Annotated in this window: 18 protein-coding genes; 7 read left to right on the plus strand and 11 right to left on the minus strand. The window is 42.3% G+C overall.

Annotated elements, in window-relative coordinates:
- Positions 1-110 precede the first annotated feature (110 nt).
- From leuD to ilvE, 8 genes are all read right to left on the minus strand, one after another.
- Positions 111-704: a 3-isopropylmalate dehydratase small subunit gene (gene leuD, locus JOC74_RS17765; RefSeq protein ID WP_053603648.1), complete on the minus strand. Its 594-nt coding sequence runs from the start codon at positions 702-704 to the stop codon at positions 111-113.
- A gap of 13 nt (positions 705-717) precedes the next feature.
- Entirely contained in the window at positions 718-2,136 is a 1,419-nt protein-coding gene (gene leuC, locus JOC74_RS17770) for a 3-isopropylmalate dehydratase large subunit (RefSeq protein WP_211086239.1), read from the minus strand.
- A gap of 39 nt (positions 2,137-2,175) precedes the next feature.
- On the minus strand, positions 2,176-3,267 hold the full coding sequence (gene leuB / locus JOC74_RS17775) for a 3-isopropylmalate dehydrogenase (protein ID WP_053603650.1): 1,092 nt from the start codon (positions 3,265-3,267) through the stop codon (positions 2,176-2,178).
- 13 nt (positions 3,268-3,280) lie between these two features.
- A complete protein-coding gene (locus JOC74_RS17780; RefSeq protein WP_053603651.1) occupies positions 3,281-4,855 on the minus strand; it encodes a 2-isopropylmalate synthase in 1,575 nt (524 codons plus the stop codon).
- Positions 4,842-5,879, minus strand: a complete 1,038-nt coding sequence (gene ilvC, locus JOC74_RS17785; protein ID WP_053603652.1) for a ketol-acid reductoisomerase — start codon at positions 5,877-5,879, stop codon at positions 4,842-4,844. The genes JOC74_RS17780 and ilvC overlap by 14 nt, the downstream gene beginning before the upstream one ends.
- Before the next feature lie 19 nt (positions 5,880-5,898).
- Positions 5,899-6,417 carry an acetolactate synthase small subunit gene (gene ilvN / locus JOC74_RS17790; protein ID WP_053603653.1) on the minus strand — a complete coding sequence of 173 codons (519 nt, stop codon included), beginning with the start codon at positions 6,415-6,417 and terminating at the stop codon, positions 5,899-5,901.
- On the minus strand, positions 6,414-8,138 hold the full coding sequence (gene ilvB / locus JOC74_RS17795; protein ID WP_053603654.1) for an acetolactate synthase large subunit: 1,725 nt from the start codon (positions 8,136-8,138) through the stop codon (positions 6,414-6,416). The genes ilvN and ilvB overlap by 4 nt, the downstream gene beginning before the upstream one ends.
- A gap of 370 nt (positions 8,139-8,508) precedes the next feature.
- Positions 8,509-9,423: a branched-chain-amino-acid transaminase gene (ilvE, locus tag JOC74_RS17800; RefSeq protein WP_053603655.1), complete on the minus strand. Its 915-nt coding sequence runs from the start codon at positions 9,421-9,423 to the stop codon at positions 8,509-8,511.
- A 588-nt stretch (positions 9,424-10,011) separates the two neighbouring features.
- Between ilvE and JOC74_RS17805 the strand changes: the two genes are divergently transcribed.
- Together JOC74_RS17805 and JOC74_RS17810 are read left to right on the plus strand one after the other, a co-directional pair.
- Positions 10,012-10,365, plus strand: a complete 354-nt coding sequence (locus JOC74_RS17805; protein WP_053603656.1) for a DUF1516 family protein — start codon at positions 10,012-10,014, stop codon at positions 10,363-10,365.
- Between the two features lie 319 nt (positions 10,366-10,684).
- Positions 10,685-11,989: an MFS transporter gene (locus JOC74_RS17810; protein ID WP_053603657.1), complete on the plus strand. Its 1,305-nt coding sequence runs from the start codon at positions 10,685-10,687 to the stop codon at positions 11,987-11,989.
- A 32-nt stretch (positions 11,990-12,021) separates the two neighbouring features.
- Here JOC74_RS17810 and JOC74_RS17815 read toward each other — a convergent pair whose 3' ends face one another.
- Positions 12,022-12,366, minus strand: a complete 345-nt coding sequence (locus tag JOC74_RS17815) for a YolD-like family protein (RefSeq protein WP_053603658.1) — start codon at positions 12,364-12,366, stop codon at positions 12,022-12,024.
- Entirely contained in the window at positions 12,363-13,568 is a 1,206-nt protein-coding gene (locus JOC74_RS17820) for a DNA polymerase IV (RefSeq protein ID WP_245213031.1), read from the minus strand. The genes JOC74_RS17815 and JOC74_RS17820 overlap by 4 nt, the downstream gene beginning before the upstream one ends.
- Before the next feature lie 208 nt (positions 13,569-13,776).
- On the opposite strand from JOC74_RS17820, the gene JOC74_RS17825 reads away from it, so the two are divergent.
- On the plus strand, positions 13,777-13,965 hold the full coding sequence (locus tag JOC74_RS17825; RefSeq protein ID WP_053603660.1) for a hypothetical protein: 189 nt from the start codon (positions 13,777-13,779) through the stop codon (positions 13,963-13,965).
- 9 nt (positions 13,966-13,974) lie between these two features.
- On the opposite strand, the gene JOC74_RS17830 is transcribed toward JOC74_RS17825, so the two are convergent.
- Positions 13,975-14,751, minus strand: a complete 777-nt coding sequence (locus tag JOC74_RS17830) for a protein kinase domain-containing protein (protein WP_053603661.1) — start codon at positions 14,749-14,751, stop codon at positions 13,975-13,977.
- 338 nt (positions 14,752-15,089) lie between these two features.
- Between JOC74_RS17830 and JOC74_RS17835 the strand changes: the two genes are divergently transcribed.
- The 4 genes from JOC74_RS17835 (at position 15,090) to JOC74_RS17850 (ending at position 19,374) form a co-directional block, all read left to right on the plus strand.
- Complete coding sequence (locus JOC74_RS17835; RefSeq protein ID WP_053603662.1) at positions 15,090-16,136, plus strand: LacI family DNA-binding transcriptional regulator; 1,047 nt, start codon at positions 15,090-15,092, stop codon at positions 16,134-16,136.
- Positions 16,136-17,551, plus strand: a complete 1,416-nt coding sequence (locus JOC74_RS17840) for an extracellular solute-binding protein (protein ID WP_211086240.1) — start codon at positions 16,136-16,138, stop codon at positions 17,549-17,551. Before JOC74_RS17835 ends, JOC74_RS17840 begins: the two co-directional genes overlap by 1 nt.
- A gap of 76 nt (positions 17,552-17,627) precedes the next feature.
- The gene (locus tag JOC74_RS17845; protein WP_053603664.1) at positions 17,628-18,500 is read left to right on the plus strand and encodes an ABC transporter permease subunit; all 873 of its coding nucleotides are present in this window, start codon (positions 17,628-17,630) and stop codon (positions 18,498-18,500) included.
- A gap of 4 nt (positions 18,501-18,504) precedes the next feature.
- Positions 18,505-19,374 (plus strand): carbohydrate ABC transporter permease, encoded by an 870-nt coding sequence (locus tag JOC74_RS17850; RefSeq protein WP_053603665.1) that lies wholly within the window; start codon positions 18,505-18,507, stop codon positions 19,372-19,374.
- Positions 19,375-19,382: the final 8 nt, after the last annotated feature.

Below are 19,382 nucleotides of genomic sequence, written 5' to 3' on the forward strand. Positions count from 1 at the left end.
AACACCGAATGTCAATGACAAGCGAGAAGAAGGAAACGAGAGCATCGCCTCTTCAATTCTTCCCAGAAATGATGAAAAAAACCGCCGGCAAGAGCCGGCAGCTAAGAAGTTTACAGCCATGTCTTTCTTTGTTGTTCAAATAAGGCAATCTCATCTTCCAATAACAGCGTTAATGAAATTTCATCGTAACCATTTACCAGCATTTCTTTCCAATGCGGGTCAACGTCAAATGAAATACGCTTCTCTTCACTGTCAATAATTACTTGGTTTTCAAGATCAATAGTTATTGATTTCGATTGATTTTCATAATCCTCTATCAAAGTCTTCCACTGGTCAAACGGAAGGCGGATCGGCAGCATACCGTTTTTGAAACAGTTTTGATGGAAAATATCAGCGAATGAAGGCGCGATAATGACCTGAAAGCCATAATCGCCAAGTGCCCAAGGAGCGTGCTCTCTCGATGAACCGCAACCGAAATTTTCACCTGCCAAAAGGACTGATGCTCCTTCGTATGCCGGCTGGTTTAACTCGAAGGACGGATTCGGGCTTCCGTCAGATAAATAACGCCAATCAAAGAAAGCGAACCGGCCATATCCCGTTCTCTCAATCCGTTTCAAAAATTGTTTTGGGATAATTTGATCAGTATCGACATTAATTCGGTTTAAAACTGCAGCTTTTCCTGTATGCTTTGTGAATGGCTTCATGATGCTCTCCTCCTTACACTACCGTTTTTTCTTTAAAATATTTTCTCACATCAACAAACCGGCCATGGATCGCCGCAGCAGCCGCCATTGCAGGACTAACTAGGTGGGTTCTCGCCCCTTTTCCTTGTCTGCCTTCGAAATTCCGGTTTGAGGTGGAAGCGCAGCGTTCCCCTTCCGGTACCACATCGTTATTCATGCTTAAGCACATGCTGCATCCTGATTCTCTCCATTCAAACCCGGCAGAAATAAAGATCTGGTCAAGCCCTTCTTTTTCTGCTTGAGCCTTTACTTTTTGCGAACCAGGAACGACAATCGCCCGAACATGGTCTGAGACTTTTTGCCCCTTAACCAATTCTGCTGCCTGTCTTAAATCGGTGATTCTTGAATTGGTGCACGACCCGATAAAGACATGGTCAATCGTAATGTCTTCAATTTTCTGATTCGGAGTGACACCCATATACTCATAAGCTCTGACTGCCTCTTTACGATCCTCATCAGCACCAAAGCTTTCCGGTGATGGAATAGACTGATCGACAGGAAGCACCATTCCCGGGTTGATCCCCCAAGAAACCATAGGCGAAATTTCATTTCCTTCTATTGTAATTGTACGGTCATATTCCGCTCCGGGATCTGATCTTAAATTCTCCCAATCTGCTATGGCTTTTTCCAGCTCTTCTCCCTTTGGAGCATATTTTCTGTTTTTCACATATTCAATCGTTGTTTCATCTGGCGCGATGAGCCCTGCTCTGGCTCCACCTTCAATTGACATATTGCACACAGTCATCCGTTCGTCCATTGACATATTTCTGATCGCTTCGCCAGTATATTCGATAATATGGCCTGCTCCAAATTTAACTCCATATTTTCCGATACAATAAAGAATAACGTCTTTTGCCGTTACTCCCTTTTCCAGTTTTCCATTAATACGGATTTCAAGAGTTTTCGGCTTTTGCTGCCACAGGGTTTGAGTTGAAAGCACGTGCTCCACTTCACTCGTTCCAATTCCAAACGCCAACGCTCCGAAGGCTCCGTGTGTTGATGTATGGCTGTCTCCGCATACAATGGTTTTCCCCGGAAGAGTCAGGCCAAGCTCCGGACCGATAACATGGACGATCCCTTGATCTTCACTTGTTAAGTCTGCCAATCGTATACCAAATTCCTGGCAGTTTCGTTCTAGAGCACTTACTTGCCGCTTGGCTACTTCATCATGCATGACAAAACGATTGACCGTTGGTATATTATGATCCATCGTTGCAAACGTATTTTCCGGGCGCCGTACTTTGCGGTCTTTTTGCCTTATCCCTTCAAACGCTTGGGGTGATGTCACTTCATGAATCAAATGCAAATCAATATATAATAGATCTGGTTTCCCTTCTTGTTTTTTGACAACATGCTGGTTCCAGATTTTCTCTATGATAGTTTGGGGTGCCATGACCCTTGCCTCCTTTTTAAGACGTTCATTTTTTGACTTTTACACATTCGCGTATGCAGCCGCTAATGCAGCTTTCACGTCCTCTGTTATGTCACTTGTTGTATTGAAAGCTTTGTTTCTCGTTAAATCTTTCGTTCGTTTTCCAGCTTCAAGCACATTCTTCACTGCCTGTTCAACAGCCTTTGCCTCGCTTTCGAAACCAAATGAGGTTCTTAACAGCATAGCCGCAGATAGAATGGCTGCAAAAGGATTCGCCACATTTTGGCCGGCGATATCAGGAGCTGAACCGTGCACTGGTTCAAAGAGATGGAGTCCCGAGCTTGAAAGGCTGGCTGACGGAAGCATTCCAAGAGAACCAGTCAGCATGGAAGCTTCATCGCTTAAAATATCGCCGAACATATTCTCAGTAACAATGACATCAAATTGAGAAGGAGCATAAATCAATTGCATCGCTGCATTATCTACAAGCATATGCTCCAGCTCCACTTCAGGGAACTCACGGGCGATCTCGTCTGCTGTTTCACGCCACAATTTACTCGATTCAAGAACATTTGCCTTATCAACAGATGTGACTTTCTTTTTGCGGGCAGCAGCCATTTTAAATGCTTCTCTTATGACTCTTTCCATTTCTTCTTTTTTATAAAAAAGTGTATCGACCGCAGCAGGCTCACCTTGTTCATTCACGTACCTTTTGCTTGGTTCGCCAAAGTACAATCCTCCGGTTAATTCACGAACAATGATAAAATCAACGTTTTCAATGTATTCTTTTTTTAACGGTGAGGCTTCAGACAAGCTTTCAAACACCTTTACGGGACGAACATTCGCATATAAATCAAGCTTCTTGCGGATGGCAAGCAAACCTTTTTCAGGTCTGAGATGTGACGGATTTTGATCCCATTTCGGTCCGCCAACCGCTCCTAAAAGGATGGCATCTGCTCCGCTGCAAATGTCGATCGTTTTTTCGGGAAGCGGAGAACCCGCATGATCAATCGCATCTCCGCCAATTTGGCCAAATTCAAATTGAAACTCGTGTCCGAAATATTGAGCGACGCTTTTTAGTATCTCAACAGCAGATGCTGTTACTTCTGGACCTATGCCGTCTCCCGGCAATAGCGCAATTTTCTTCTTCAAGATGGCAGCCTCCTTATCCAACTGTCTTTGTTTCTACTGCTGAAGTTTCTGTAGTTGAAAAATACTGGTTGGAATCCTTTAATAGCAAAATTCGATTGACAGCATTAATGTAAGCTTTCGCTGATGCTTCGAGAACATCTTGAGCTACGCCTCTGCCGGATCCTTCTTTTCCCTCGAATAGGACTTGAACATAGACTTGCGCAAATGCGTCTCTTCCTTTTCCATTCGACTGAATCCGGTAATCAAGCAGCTGAACTTCCTCGCCAATACAGCGCTCCAGTGTGTTGTACACTGCTTCGATGCTTCCTGTTCCAGTCGCCGCTTCATGGATGACCTCATCCGTAAACTGGTTTCGCAGCGTCGCAGTTGCCGTAGGAACCTGTGATGTTCCATAATTAACCTGCAATCCTTCTAAATCATACCCTGCTTTTCTGCTGCTTACTTTTTCTTCGAGTACAATTGCAATTATGTCCTCATCGGTAATTTCTTTCTTCTTAGCGGTAAATTCTTTGAATATTCTGAAAAAATGATTGACTTCCTCTTCCTCGAACTGAAAACCCAGTTGTTTAAGCTTGTCTTTAAAGGCATGTCTGCCAGAATGTTTTCCTAGAACGAGTGCATCTGTTTTTACTCCGACTAATTCTGGGGAGAATATTTCATAAGTCGTTTTTTCTTTTAAATATCCATCCTGGTGTATACCTGATTCATGAGCAAACGCATTGTCGCCAACTACTGCTTTGTTGCGCGGCACCGCCATCCCAGTCAGATTGCTGACTAAGTCGCTGGTCCGTTTTATTTCATCTAATTTAAGTCTCGTTTCTGCCTGATAAAAGTCTTTTCTAATATAAAGAGCAACTGCGATTTCTTCTAATGACGCATTCCCTGCCCGTTCGCCGATTCCGTTTATGACGGATTCAATTTGATCAGCACCGTTTTCAATTGCTGCAAGCGAATTCGCAACCGCCATGCCTAGATCGTCATGACAATGAGCAGAAAGCGTTACATTATCTATTCCAGGTACATTTTCTTTTATATATTTAAATATGTTTCCGTATTCAGCCGGCGCCAAATATCCGACGGTATCAGGCAGGTTAATGACATCCGCCCCTGCTTCAATCACTTTCCCTACAATTTTCGCCAAATAACCCAAGTCCGTTCTGCATGCATCCTCTGCCGACCATTGGACAATTGGAAATTTGCTCTTTGCGTATTTCACCATTTCAACCGCTTGCTCAATGACTTGTTCGCGTGTTTTTTTCAGCTTATACTTTAGATGAATATCCGACGTAGCGATAAAGATATGAATTCTTGGACTCGCTCCGTCCTTCAATGCTTCCCATGCAGTATCAATGTCACTTTTCACAGATCTTGCCAGCCCGGTGACCGAACATCCTCTTATTTCCCTGGCAATTTCCTGGACTGATTGAAAATCGGCTTGGGAGGAAGCGGGAAAGCCCGCCTCCATAACATCTACCCCAAGTCTTTCCAATTGTCTTGCAATCGCCAATTTTTCTTCAGAGTTTAGGTTGACTCCTGGTGATTGTTCACCGTCTCGAAGAGTAGTATCGAAAAAATTAATTTTTCGCACCGCTGCTCACCACTTCCTGTTTTGAACCTTTTTGGTTTTGCTTCACAAACGGCATCATTTCACGTAATTTCCGGCCAACCTCTTCGATTTGATGTTCACTTTCGTTTTGATTAATTGCACTGAATCGAGGGCGGTTCACTTGGTTTTCAACCAACCATTCTTTCGCGAACGTACCTGTTTGAATGTCTTTAAGCACTTCTTTCATTGTTTCTTTTACTTTAGCATCTACGACACGCGGACCTGATACGAAGTCTCCCCATTGAGCAGTATCAGAAATTGAATATCTCATTCCTTCTAAGCCGCCTTCATACATAAGATCAACAATCAGCTTCAGCTCGTGCAAACACTCAAAATAAGCAATTTCCGGCTGATATCCTGCTTCAACCAAAGTTTCGAAGCCTGCTTTCACAAGTGAAGTTAATCCTCCGCAAAGAACGGCCTGTTCTCCGAAAAGATCCGTTTCTGTTTCTTCTTTAAACGATGTTTCAAGAATACCTGCTCTGCCTCCACCAATTGCTTTTGCATACGCTAGTGCTACATCCTTCGCTTCACCAGTAGCATCTTGGTATACAGCGAATAGTGCCGGAACACCCGCTCCTTGTTCGTAGGTTCTTCTTACTAAATGTCCAGGACCTTTTGGAGCTACAAGGAATACATCAACATCGGCCGGAGGAACGATTTGATGGAAATGAACATTAAATCCATGGGCGAAAACTAGTGATTTTCCTGCCGTTAATTCATCTTTAATTTCTTCGTGATACACTTTGTATTGCTGCTCGTCTGGTAGCAATACCATGATGATGTCTGACTGTGCAGCTGCTTCTTTTACTGTGTAAACCTTATGGCCGTCTTCTTCAGCTTTATCAAAAGATTTTCCTTTTCGTACACCGACAACGACGTCTACTCCGCTTTCCTTCAGATTCAATGCGTGTGCATGGCCTTGAGAGCCGTAACCAATAATCCCGACTTTTTTACCTGTTAATTTGCTATCGTTAATATCACCGTTATAATATACTTTTACCATTTGACTCTCTCCTTTTGTGTTATATGATTGATATTGTTTTTATGGTTGACGGGGATGCCTGTGTACCTCTGGCAAACGCCGTTGTTCCTGTTCTTGCAATTTCTTTGATTCCGTATGGTTTTAATAATTCAATGAGTGCCTCTATTTTCGATGACTCTCCTGTTGCCTGAACAACAACACTTTCTTTGCTGACATCAACAATTGACGCCCGAAACGGTTCAATAATTCCGTTGATCTCCATCCTTGTTTGAGGTGGTGATGCAACTCTTATCAGCGCCAGCTCTCTTTGAATAATTGATTGATTTGTAATATCCGAAACCTTTAGAACATCAATCTGCTTATTCAGCTGTTTCGTTAATTGTTCAACGTCTCTTTCTTCCTTTGCATTGACAACAAATATGATTCTTGAGACGCCTTCCGTTTCTGTATGGCCGACGCTTATGCTTTCAATGTTGTAATTTCTTTTCGTAAACAGCCCGGTAATGCGATTAAGCACTCCCGACCGGTTAAGAACAGTCAGTGTGATAATTCTCTTCATGATGGTTTTACCCCCGTCATTTGTTGAATTCCTTTGCCGGGTTCAATCATCGGCATTACTTTTTCATCCGGTGCAACATGGACGTCTATGACGACAGGCTCATTCGACTGCAGTGCACTTTTCAGCTTATCTTCGGCTTCTTTTTCGGATGTAATCCGAACACCTTTGATTCCATAGGATTCAGCAAGCTTTACAAAATCAGGCTGGTTTGAAAATTTTGAATATGAGTATCGTTCTTCATAAAAGGATTCTTGCCATTGTCTAACCATTCCCAGACATTTATTGTTTAATATAACGACTTTGATCGGCAAGTTCAGCTCATAGATCACTCCCAGCTCCTGCAGCGTCATTTGAAAGCCTCCGTCACCGACAACAGAAACAACCGTCGTGTTTCTTTCTGCAAGCTGCGCCCCTATAGCTGCCGGAAGGCCAAATCCCATCGTTCCGAGTCCTCCGGATGTCACCCATCTGTCAGCCTTTTGGAAAGGATAAAACTGTGCGGACCACATTTGATGCTGGCCGACATCTGTTGTAACAATCGCTTCGCCCTTCGTAAACTTGTGAATGTATTCGATGAGCTTTTGCGGTTTAAACCCTTCTTTATCCTCTTGATACCATAGCGGATATTCCTCTTTCCACTCTTTAAGCTTTTGTCTCCATTCGCCAGAGTCACCAGGTTTTCCATTTTGGTTGATCAGCTCCTTTAATACGAGCTTACTGTCACCAACCACCGGAATTTTTGTTTCGACATTTTTGCCAATTTCCGCCGGATCGATATCAATGTGTGCTACCTTTGCGTGCTTGGCGAAATGCTGCAGATTCCCTGTTAAGCGATCATCAAATCTCGCTCCTATGCTAATCATCAGGTCGCATTCATAAAGCGCCATATTAGCCGTATACGTTCCGTGCATGCCTCCCATTCCAAGGAATAAAGGATGGTCTGCTGGAAAACCGCCAAGGCCTAGAAGCGTATGGACAATCGGAATTTGCTGCTGTTCTGCATATTCTTTTAACTGTGGAGCTGCTTTCCCATGCAAGACACCTGCTCCTGCAAGAATTACCGGTTTCTTCGCACTGCTTACAGCTTCAACCAGCTTTCTGATTTGAAGATGGTTCGGTTCAAGCTTAGGGTTATACCCTGGCAGATCTATCTCATGATCATAAGTGAAATCATCCTCAACGACTGCAATATCCTTAGGAATGTCAATCAGAACGGGACCCGGTCTGCCGGTTGATGCAATATGGAATGCTTCCTTAATGATTCTTGGCAGCTCTTTCGGATCTCTTACCTGATAGCTATGCTTCGTTACCGCCATGGTGATCCCGATTACATCTGCTTCCTGAAAGGCATCGGAGCCTATTAGTGTCGTTGCGACCTGTCCTGTAAAAACAACAAGCGGCAAAGAATCAATCATTGCATCGGCAAGCCCCGTCACCAGATTCGTTGCTCCTGGTCCTGATGTAGCAATTACCACTCCTGGTTTTCCTGATATTCTTGCGTATCCTTCTGCTGCATGTATGCCGCCTTGCTCATGGCGGGCAAGAACATGAAACATTCCGGAATTATAGAGTTTATCGTAAATTGGAAGAACTGCTCCTCCAGGATAACCAAAAATCACTTCAACGTTTTCTTTCTTCAATGACTCAATAAGCATCTCAGCACCGGACAATTTCTTGGTACATTCGGAAGTCTTTGCATCCAATTGTACTTTCATCCCCATTTTGTAAGCTCCTCCTTTAAGGCGAATCATTTTTAATCTTTTTATTTTTTATATAAAATCAAAAAAAATACCTTTCCACCCACAAATGACACTATTTTTAAATAGGTCAAAAGGGGCGAAAAGGTTTTCTATAGCTTTTCGCGGTACCACCCTAGTTCACAGCCTGAGGCTGTCTTATGGATACATGTCGTATCCGCTTTGGTAACGAGTCAGCGCTTCTTATTCTCTGACCCGGCCGGCCTTACTTCATTTCAGGGCGGCACTCAGGAGGTGAGTTCGCAAACGAAGTGGATCACCGGTTTCCAGCATTCCCGGCTCTCTGTAAGATCCTTCCTTCGAGGCTACTTATCCTCTTCAACGTTTTATCATATTAACTTACACTTAAGCTTTGATCTTTGTAATTGACTTTTTCGCCTTCCTCTGTGACACGTTTGCGGAATTCTTCCAATAATCGGTTCGTATGGACACCTGGCCTGCCGTTTCCGATCACACGCCCGTCTACCTTAATGACGGATATCACTTCTGCAGCAGTTCCAGATAGAAAAACTTCTTCCGCAGTATATACATCGTGTCTTGTAAAAGGCTCTTCACTAACTTCATATCCCATTTCTTTCGCATATTCTATAATAGCATTTCTAGTTATTCCTTCAAGTGCACCGACATATCCTGGCGGCGTCAGCAATTTTCCATTCTTATAGATGAAAATGTTATCAGCAGACCCTTCAGCGACATAGCCTTGATCATTCAGCATCAATGCTTCGCTTACACCAGCTAAGTGAGCTTCAATTCTAACAAGTACATTATTTAAATAGTTTAATGATTTGACTTTCGGGCTCAATACATCCGGACGATTACGTCTAGTTGGGACTGTGACAATATCGATTCCGGTTTCATAGAGACTTTTTGGAAAAATGGCTAACGGTTCAACAATAATGACAATGCTCGGCTTATGGCATTTATTTGGATCTAAGCCCAAATCGCCTTTTCCCCGTGAAACAACAAGACGTATATAAGCATCTTTTAATTGATTCTTTTCCACTGTATGCAAGACAAGTTCAGTTAATTCTTCTATACTATATGGGATTTCCAGCAGAATGGACATAGCTGATTCATACAGCCGCTTCATATGTTCTTTCATTCTGAAGACATTCCCATTATAAACCCGGATCCCCTCGAAAACACCGTCTCCATACAGAAACCCATGATCATAAACTGATATTGTGGCATCTTCCTTCTTAACGAACTTATCGTTTAAGAATATCCACTGTTCTCTTTGGCCCTCCATTGTTTGAAGCACCCTTTCTGTAAATAATGACAAGATGAATAGCTAGTCAGGTTCTGTACAGGATGTCTGTACAACATCATTTGCTATCTTTTGTTGAACTCATCTTACGCCGCTTTATTAGCAGTGTCAACCGTATTTTTTAAAATTATTAGACTATTTTGACTTATACATGATATTGTATCCGCTTACAATATTGATTTAACAGGAATTTAAAAAATAAAAATTTTTTTATGTTTTTTATATTTAATCGTATAGGAATCGAAGACCTTTTAAAATAAATTTGACACATTTACTGACAAAAAAAATAATATTGCTGACAATTATCCCTTTGTGATTGTATGATCTAGCCGTTTCTGATTTTATTCTCCCAACGTTTATATATATATCGTCCTTTCATCGGCTTTTATCCTCCCAACGTTTATATATATCGTCCTTTCATCGGCTTTTATCCTCCCAACGTTTATATATATCGTCCTTTCATCGGCTTTTATCCTCCCAATCTCGAAATTTATCCTCCCTTAGCTCTATTTTTTTCTGCAAATGATGTACAATTGCAGGATAGTACACTAGTCAGGAGGCTTCGCGAACATGACACATATTCATTTAACCGCGTTAGGATTGACTCTCATTTTATTTTTTATTGTTTATGCGTTGTTTGCTGCAAAAAAGCACAAAATCGCAGTCGTTCTTCATCAGATCCATCGAATCACTTACTTATTTGTCATTATGACCGGGTTTATTTTGCTGCCGATGCTGCCTTTTTCTCTCGGGCGGATCTCTAAGGTTGTGTTAGGTTTACTTACTATCGGAGTGATGGAGATCGTACTAGTCCATAAATCAAAAGACCATATCAAAGTACGTGATTGGCTGTTCTTCGTTATTTTCTTAATTGTCACCATTGTTGCAGGTTTACTGCTTCCTTTGGGCTTTTATTTATTATGATGAGAATTTAGTACTCAATCTGAAAAGACACATTCCCTTCCGTCAGGGCTTTACCTATGAAATAGCTTTATCTTTCTCTGCATGTTTTATCTAAATGGATTGGCGTTTTTCGATCCATGCAGTAAGGCTGCAGCAATTGGATAAAGCTCTGTAGGCTCAAGCCCTGCTCTTATTCTTTTAAAGCGTTTACTTTTCTTCCGCTTTAGAAGATGCGGTTTCCCTTGTTTATTCTCCAATCACCTGTGGTAATAAAGATGTGTAGCTCCCTCTCTACATAAGAACAATCAAATTGGATCAAACTAAAATGAGGAGGGTCACTATGAGGCATCATCCATTAGGACATACAAGGTGGTTAATTTCAGGCTTACTTAGCAGTATGGTTGTTCTAAATTACTTAGACAGGGTTGCGATATCAGTTGCAGCGCCCGCCATTCAAGAATCCTTTCATTTAAACGGCACAGAGTTAGGGATTGTTTTCTCAATTTATACATACTCCTACACTTTGATGCAGATTCCTGTTGGCAGTTTATTGGACAGGTTTGGGGTCGCTTGGGTTACACGGCTCGGGATGATCGTTTGGAGTTTTCTAACGGTTTTAATGGCTTTTTTGCAAGGGAAACTGATTTTGTATATTGTTCGCTTTCTCATCGGAATCTCCAGCGCTTCTGCTTTCCCGGCAGCCTCTAAAGCCACGGCTGCATGGTTCCCCCCGAGTGAACGTGGATTGGCTAATTCATTATTCGATTCAGCCGCAAAATTTTCAAATGTGTTAGGAGCACCTTTGGTTGCTGTTCTTGTTACAAGGTTTGATTGGCGAATTGCATTTTTGACGATAGGTATTATCAATGTTTTATTCACGCTTTTGTTTTGGCTTTATTATGAAAATCCTGACCGGCACAAACGGATCTCAAAAAATGAGCTCCATTATATTCAAAAACATAATACAATTCCTAGTGAAAATGCGACTCACGGGATGACTTTGCTTCTTTCCACTTTATTTCGAAATAGAAAAGTCTGGGGTCTCATGATCGGGTTTACGGGATACGGTTATACCTTTAACCTGCTCTTAACTTGGATGCCGACTTTTTTTAAGGATCGTTTCGGCATGGATATTATGTCGTCAGGATTGCTTACTGCAGTTCCTTGGTTGATTTCGACGATTTCCGGGATTGCGGTCGGCGGATGGCTCGTTGATTCCCTATTAAAAAAAGGGTATCAAGCGACAAAAGTGTACCATACCATTATCATCATCGGCATGTGCTTAGGATTTGTTTTTTTGGGAGCGATTCTAACCGATCAAGTCGCGATTGCAATTATCTGCATCTCTATCGGATTGGCAGGAATCTCTGCTACCGCGCCAATCGGCTGGTCTATCGCAGCAGAAATCGCTCCTGCAGGATCTGTTTCACTTCTCAGCTCAATGGTTAATCTGGCAAATAATTTGTTCGGCGGAATTATTGCCGTTGCTTTAACTGGCTATCTTTTGGATGCTACAGGTTCCTTTACGATGAGTTTCATCGTCGCAGGAATCGTCTTATTAGTAGGTTTGTTTTTCTATATTTATGTTCTCGGTGATATCGAACGGATTCAAATTCCGGGTAGAAAGCCAAAAAGGGGCCGCTGATTGCAGCCCCTTCTTTTTTTGCGGGAATTTGTTTAAAGAATCTTAAGGTCTGTCACATTCTCAAGATGAATGGGCGGCTGGATATCACTTGAAGCATCTGTGATCCATAATTTTTTCGATAGCATTTCAAGCCGGCAAATTCTTCCCTCGCATATGTGCAGATCTCCTTCCTGAAAATAAGTGACTTGAATCGGCTTGGCAAACTCCATCGCCTCATGAAGGATGCGATCCATTTCCTCGAGCTGATCGAAATCGAGAGCCGGCCGGATCTTTTTCTTTTGCATTTGTTTTCGTTGCAAAAGCGCTTCTTTATGCTCCGGCAAAAACATTCGGCTTCCCTCCCAAAGCATATTGCCTCTTCTTAAATGCTCGCTCATTTATAATGCCCTCCTATTTTAGCGGCGCGTTCATGGGCTTGCCCCGCAGCTGTTTTTGAAACCGCTCTGATGACAGCTGTCTCGCCAAATCGGGTTTTTATCTCATCCATCACATAACCGAGGCTTCTCTTTTTCAGCAAATCATCAAACAAATTAAGCTGCAGCATGCTATCCGTTGAAAGCTGGGTAAGACTGACCCCCAGCCGCCGCACGGGCTGCCGGTCCCAAAATTTTAAAAAGAGCTCGGAGACGGCTCGAAACACATCTGCCGTATGATTTGTAGGCTCCGGCAGCTTCATTTGGCGATGAAAACCGGTCGGGAAATCAAAGTCGGCGCCGCGGCAGCTGACGGTTACAGTCTGTCCCGTGACTCCAACATGCCGGCTTCTTTTGCACACTTCTTCGCTTAGTTCAAGGAGTATCACTTTAATTTCCTTCTCAAAGTCCACGTAATCCTTTGGCAGGGTCATTCCGTGCCCGATTGCTTTTTGTCCGTTTAATGACGTTTTCGTAACAGGCGAATAGTCAATGCCGTTTGCCGTCATCCAAAGCACATGGCCGACGATACCCCATCTTTTCTTTAAAAGCTCCAGCGGAAAATGGGCAAGGTTTCCGATTGTGCTGATTCCCATCCGGTTGAGATGATTCCTCATCCTTCCTCCCACACCGAACATTTTTCCTACAGGCAGAGGCCACATGTGGGTCTGCAGGTTTTGATCATGCAATCGAAAAATGCCATTTTCGTTTTTTTTCGCGAAATTGTCACACGCGATCTTCGCCAGCACTTTATTTTCTCCGATCCCGACTCGGGCATATACGCCGATTTCCCTCATAATTCGATCCTGGACATTCCTTGCGATTTCTTCCGGTTGTCCGAAGAGCTTCAAGCTTCCTGTCACATCCATAAACTGTTCATCAATCGAATACGGCTCGACAAGATCTGTATATTGCTCAAGAATCTCTGTAATCTGCAAGGACACATCAATATACCGCTGCATTCGGGGCCTTAACACAATGGCTTCAGGACATTTTTGCACAGCTTCCCAAAGCCTGGAGGCATTTTCTACCCCTTTCTTTTTGGCAATCGGACAAGCTGCGAGTACGACTCCGCTTCTCCTTTCCGGATCCCCCGATACAATCACAGGATGCTTTTTTAAATGGGGGTGCTCTGCTTTTTCAACAGAGGCATAAAAGGATTGCATATCCACTAAAAAAATGACTTTTTCCTTCAATAAAGTCACCTCCAAAAGGGAACAAATGTTCTGTATCACTATTATATATGAAATAAGATCGATTTATAACTAGTAATTATTACCTATGGGAGAAAAAACGGGATGGAGAAGCAGTAGGAGATGCGAAGGTAATTTCTTTTGTGTTACAGTTAGGACATAACGATTGGGGGTGCAATCGATGTTTAAAAAGCTTTTTAAAACCATAAAGCAATTTTCAGGAAGCGGCAGCGACCGAAGAAGAAGGCGACACTATAGTGACAGCAGCCGCAGGCACTATCGCTCCCGGAGCAGTTCCGGATACAACAGAAAGTATAATCCATACGGCGGCAGCAAGCGCTACAAGCACAGAGGCCATAGCAGCAGCTGATTTCCACCCTCACTTTTGCTGCCTTATCGCCCGATGAATGGCTTGCTGGACCTGTTGTCCATTAACAAACTGTTCTTCAATTCCGAGCAGCCGCTTTAACAACACTTTTGTTTCCACTCGCAAGACAAGCTCTTCTGTCCAAGGAAGGGCTTTTTTACTTTTTTGTGTGTAATCTGAATAAAGCAAAAACAGAAGCAGATCACCCAGATCGTAGTAGTCATCCTGCCTGAGCTTTAAGTCATCTTCTGTCTGGGCATTGTTTGACTGGTGAATCGCCAGACCAAAATCAATCAGGTATACCTGATCCTTCGTTACTACAATGTTGGGAATCCGCAAATCGCTGTGAAAAATGTGCTGGCTGTGAAGGTAATTAACAATTTCCGCGATGTCACGAACAAGCATAAGCGCCTCTTTTTCGTTAAATCGTTCCTTTTTAGAAAACAGCAGCTCCTCCAGGTTTTCACCTTCGATATACGTCATCGCATAGAAAGAATGCCCCTTAAAGGGAAAATCGCCAAGATAACGCGGCATTAGCGGGTGACGCAGCCGTTTCATCAATTCGACTTCCGTAGCAAACCGCTTTCGCTCCCTTTTGAAAAGGGCTTTGCTTGGTCGAAGCTGTTTGATGACGCACAGTCTATTTTCAGGCAGATCAAAAGAAAGATAAGCGATGCCGTAGCTGCCCATTCCGATCAATTTTTTGATTTGATACGTATTTGCTACAATCGTGCCTTCCTCTAGCGGCCGATCATATATCCACCGGGTTAATGTTTTCAAAAATCTCATAGAAACCTCTTTTTATGTAGTGATATTGTCATCTCATTTTACCATACACGGGCGGACTGATTATAAGGCGGTGCTCGCCAGTTTGTTTTTACATTCCCTTAACAAACGGTCTCATTCCTCTTTTATTAGAAGATTCATCTTCTGTTTTTCACTTACTAACATCCAATAATGGCACTTTTTATAAAACCGGTTTAAGAAAAATATTATAAATTTATTATGAAATTTGTTAATTTCATAAGGTTTTAACGTTAGGAAAACAATAGATGCATAAAAATTTTCATAAATTTCATTTTCAGTTAATAAAACCGGTTTAATATTTAGATCGAGGAGGTCAGTCCATGGCAACAATCAAAGATGTAGCAGAACGCGCAGGCGTTTCAAAAGGAACTGTGTCCAATGTTTTCAGTGGGAAAAGACCAATCAGCAATGATGTGCGTGAACGGGTTTTAAAAGCGGCAAGAGAACTGAACTACAGAGCAAATTATTTGGCACGCAGCTTAGCCGTACAGGAAACAAAAATTATCAGTCTGAGTATGGTACGAGGCAGCAACAAATTCAGCCCCTTTCACCTTTCTTTATTAAATGGGGTTTTGAACGAATGCACCGAGCATGGATATCGCCTATTGGTCAACAAGCTGCTTGACGAAACAGCCGAAAAGCAAGAGTTTGCGGCTGCCGATCCGATAGACGGAGAAATTATTTTAGATCCTTCAGAAAGTGATTTGCGTATCCATGAACGCTTAAAACAAGAGATCCCCTTTGTGCTCATCGGCAAGCCTGCGGATAATTTCGAAACAGCGATTTCATATGTAGACAACGATAATCAACAGATCGCCTTTCAAATCACCTGTCATCTTCTCGAATTAGGGCATAAAGACATTTTGTTTGTAAACTCAGGCAAAGAACGGACCGTCAGTAAAGAAAGAGAAAAAGGCTACAAAAAAGCGCTGGAAGACCATGCGCTCACTTTTCGCCAGGGCATGGTTAAATACAAAATAAAAAATCTTTCTTCTCAAGAATTTGCTTATGAAACTATGATGGATATGTTTCAATCACATGAACCCTTGACCGCTGTCATTACCGACTCAGATCAAATGGCATTGGGCGTTTATCAAGCGGCAAGAGATTCAGGGATCACTATTCCTAAAGATTTATCTGTTATTTCTTTTAGCAATGACGTTGCTTACCTTGATCACTTTACACCTTCTCTAAGCTTTGTCAATTTACATTCAGAATTACTAGGAAAAGAAGCGGCAAGAGCTTTGCTCGATCTGTTAGGAGCAAAGGATAGAGTCGTAAAACGGATGATTGTACCCGCCACATTTGTCGAACAGGGATCGTGTGAAAAACCGGCAGCACTTTTAAAAATCGAGGAGGAAACTTAATGTTATCCGAAAAAAAACCGTTTTTGTACCCTAAATCAATAGTCATCCTGGCCTTAATTGCCCTTTTGCTTAGCGCTTGTTCGAATGAAGCGAACAATGAGACGGGTGCCGAAGGCTCTGAAAACAAAAAGGTAAGAATGCTGACCACGGTTGTCGGCGGCAAGGATGATGCCGAGCAAAAACTATTTGTCGAAGAAATTGAAAAAAAGACAGGATTGGAAGTCGAAATGGTGAAACCCCCATCCGATTATGATCAAAAACTGTTAACATCTATTTCTTCAGGAGAACAATATGATCTTATTTATTTAACTAAAAATTTGATGGATGTGCTCGTCGACCAAGGAGCTTTAAAACAGATAAATGAACAAATCGATGGTTCAAAGATACTGTCAGATAAGGCTGTCATCCCTGATGAAGAGTGGAATCAGATTACATATGATGATGGTGCTGTATACGGAGTATTTAACAAGCTGGAAGGCGGAACAATGCCGATTATCCGCCAGGACTGGCTGAAGAAGCTAAAACTAGAACAGCCGAAGACATTGGATGAGTATTATACGGTTTTACAAGCATTTACCAAACAAGATCCGGATGGAAACGGAAAAGATGACACATATGGTTTATCAACTGCCGGCTTGTATGACCTGCAGCCATTCTTCAGTGCAACAGGCGTCAAATACAAATATGTCATCGACAAAGACGGAAAACGGACGATTCCTTATTCTACAGAAGCGGCTGTACCAGTATTTGAATGGCTGAACAAGCTGTATAAAGAAGGTATCTTGGATCCTAATTTTGTGACGAACGATACGTCAAAAATGCGGGAACTATTTTTAACGGACCGTGTCGGTGTCGTTACGTATTGGGACGCATGGGTCGGTTTGTTTAACAATATGGCTAAAAAAGAAAAACCAGACACTTCCTTTGAAGCGAAGGGTATAACAGGTGCAGAAGGTCCTGAAGGATTTATGCTGAGACGCGGGGATCCAAGCCTTTTCGCCATTCCTGCCAATGCCCAAAACGTCGAAGGCGCGATGAAATTTCTTGAATTCTGGCATTCTGAAGAAGGCAACCTGTTAAGCACACTGGGTATTGAAGGCCACGATTATACCGTAGAAAACGACAAATATAAATTAACAGATAAGGGAGAAGAACACGGGATGGATCATGGTGTTGTTACCCCAAACAACAGTCACTTTAAAAATCCAATCGGCCTGCTGCCGGGAATGGAAGAAGCGAGAGAAGTCGTAATGAGCAATAACTCGACATTAGAAATCTCTACAGGAGACTGGCCGGAAGCAGAGAAAATTGTAACAAAGTATGCATTCAGTGCGATTACAGGCGACATGCCGGCTGGCGATGCAGTGAAAACGATGCATGATGAATTGCTTTCCGCCGGCTTAATTGATCAATAACCAAAATAAGGAACAGGAGAGAGAAAGAATATGCTTCCTCTTCTCCTGTTATTTTATGCACAGGGAGACGTAAGCCTTGAAACTGATACAGAAGCATTTCAGCTTATATTTAATGTTTGTGCCAATATTGCTTTATTTTTGTATTTTTAATTTCTATCCATTAATCAGCGGATTTATGATGAGCCTGCAAAAATTCCGGCTGATCGGCGACCGGCCGTTTGTCGGGCTTGCTAACTACAATACCGTTTTGAATGATCCCGCTTTTTGGCAATCTCTTACGAACACTCTTTGGATTGGCGGCGGCATTTTATTGTTGGGATTTGTTGCGCCTATCATTACAGCGCTCGCTCTGAACGAAGTATTGCATATCGTTTTCAAACGATTTATCCAAACGGTCATTTACATCCCGCACTTGTTTTCATGGGTTGTTGTCGGAGGGATATGGATTTTTATATTGTCGCCCGACGGAGGACTTGTCAATTCAATCCTTACGTTACTCGGAAAGGAAGAAATCACCTTTCTGACAAACAAAGATTATGCAAGGCCCATCATCATACTCTCCGCTGTATGGAAGGATATGGGTTATAACTGCATTATTTATTTAGCAGCCATTACTGCGATCAACCCGACACTGTATGAAGCCGCTCGAATAGACGGAGCAAACCGGATGCAGGAAATTCGGCATATCACCCTGCCGCAGCTGATCCCGACGATGAAGATCGTTTTTTTATTGAATTTAATGGGGGTATTGCGGATTTTTGACCAAATTTTTGTCATGAGAAATCCAGCGATTGCCGGCCAGGTTGACGTATTGATGACGTATGTGTATGAAAAAGGGATTTTAAACTTTAATATGGGCGTCGCCTCTGCCGCTTCCTTTCTGGTGATTGCCGCAACCCTTGTTTTAGTGTTTATTACCAGAAAAGTTACGAAATACGATTTGGAGTGAAACCATGAATCAGCGAAAAATAGGAGAACAACAGGGATCGGTTCTTGTCCGTTGGGGAATTTACTTATTTCTTAATGTATTAGTTATCACTATGATTTTACCGATTTTGAACAGCTTTGTCGTTTCCTTTAGTTCCAATGTCGCTTCCATGCAAACTGGTTTAAAGCTTTGGCCGTCGGAATGGAGTCTTGAAGGCTATCAAACCGTGTGGACAAAAATGGAACTGTGGCTTCCGTTTGTCAACAATTCAATTGTTACTGTAGCAGGCACAATCATCCACGTGTTTTTGGCTTCAATGGCTGGTTACATGCTAATTCAAAAAGGACTGCCTGGAAAAAAATTTATGGTTACTTTCATTATGCTGACGATGGTTGTGCCTTCTGAAACAATCATGATTCCATTGTATATCGTCAATAAAGATCTCGGCCTGCTAAACACCCTTTCCTCGCTTGTTTTATCAGGATTGGTATCAGGTTTTTCTATTTTATTGATGCGCAATTTCTTTTTATCTGTCCCGGACAGCATCGCAGAATCAGCGCGCATCGATGGTGCAGGAGATTTTTTTATCTTCTGGAAGCTTTATTTGCCGATTGCCAAACCCGGATTGATGACCGTACTGCTGTTTGAATTTGTAAGCAGATGGAATCACTTTACCTCTGCTCTCCTTTATATTAATGATCCCGACAAATATACACTGCAAATTGCTTTGCAGGCGCTGGTCATTGGATCGGATTCAACATCTACAAGCACATTTTTCACACCGAATGTACGGATGGCAGGAATCATGATTGCTTTGATTCCGTTGCTGGTGATTTATCCGTTCGTCCAAAAATATTTTGTTAAAGGAATTTCATTAGGATCCACAAAAGAATAATGAACAGG

This window comes from Bacillus capparidis (assembly GCF_017832095.1).
Lineage (GTDB): Bacteria > Bacillota > Bacilli > Bacillales > Bacillaceae > Bacillus > Bacillus gobiensis.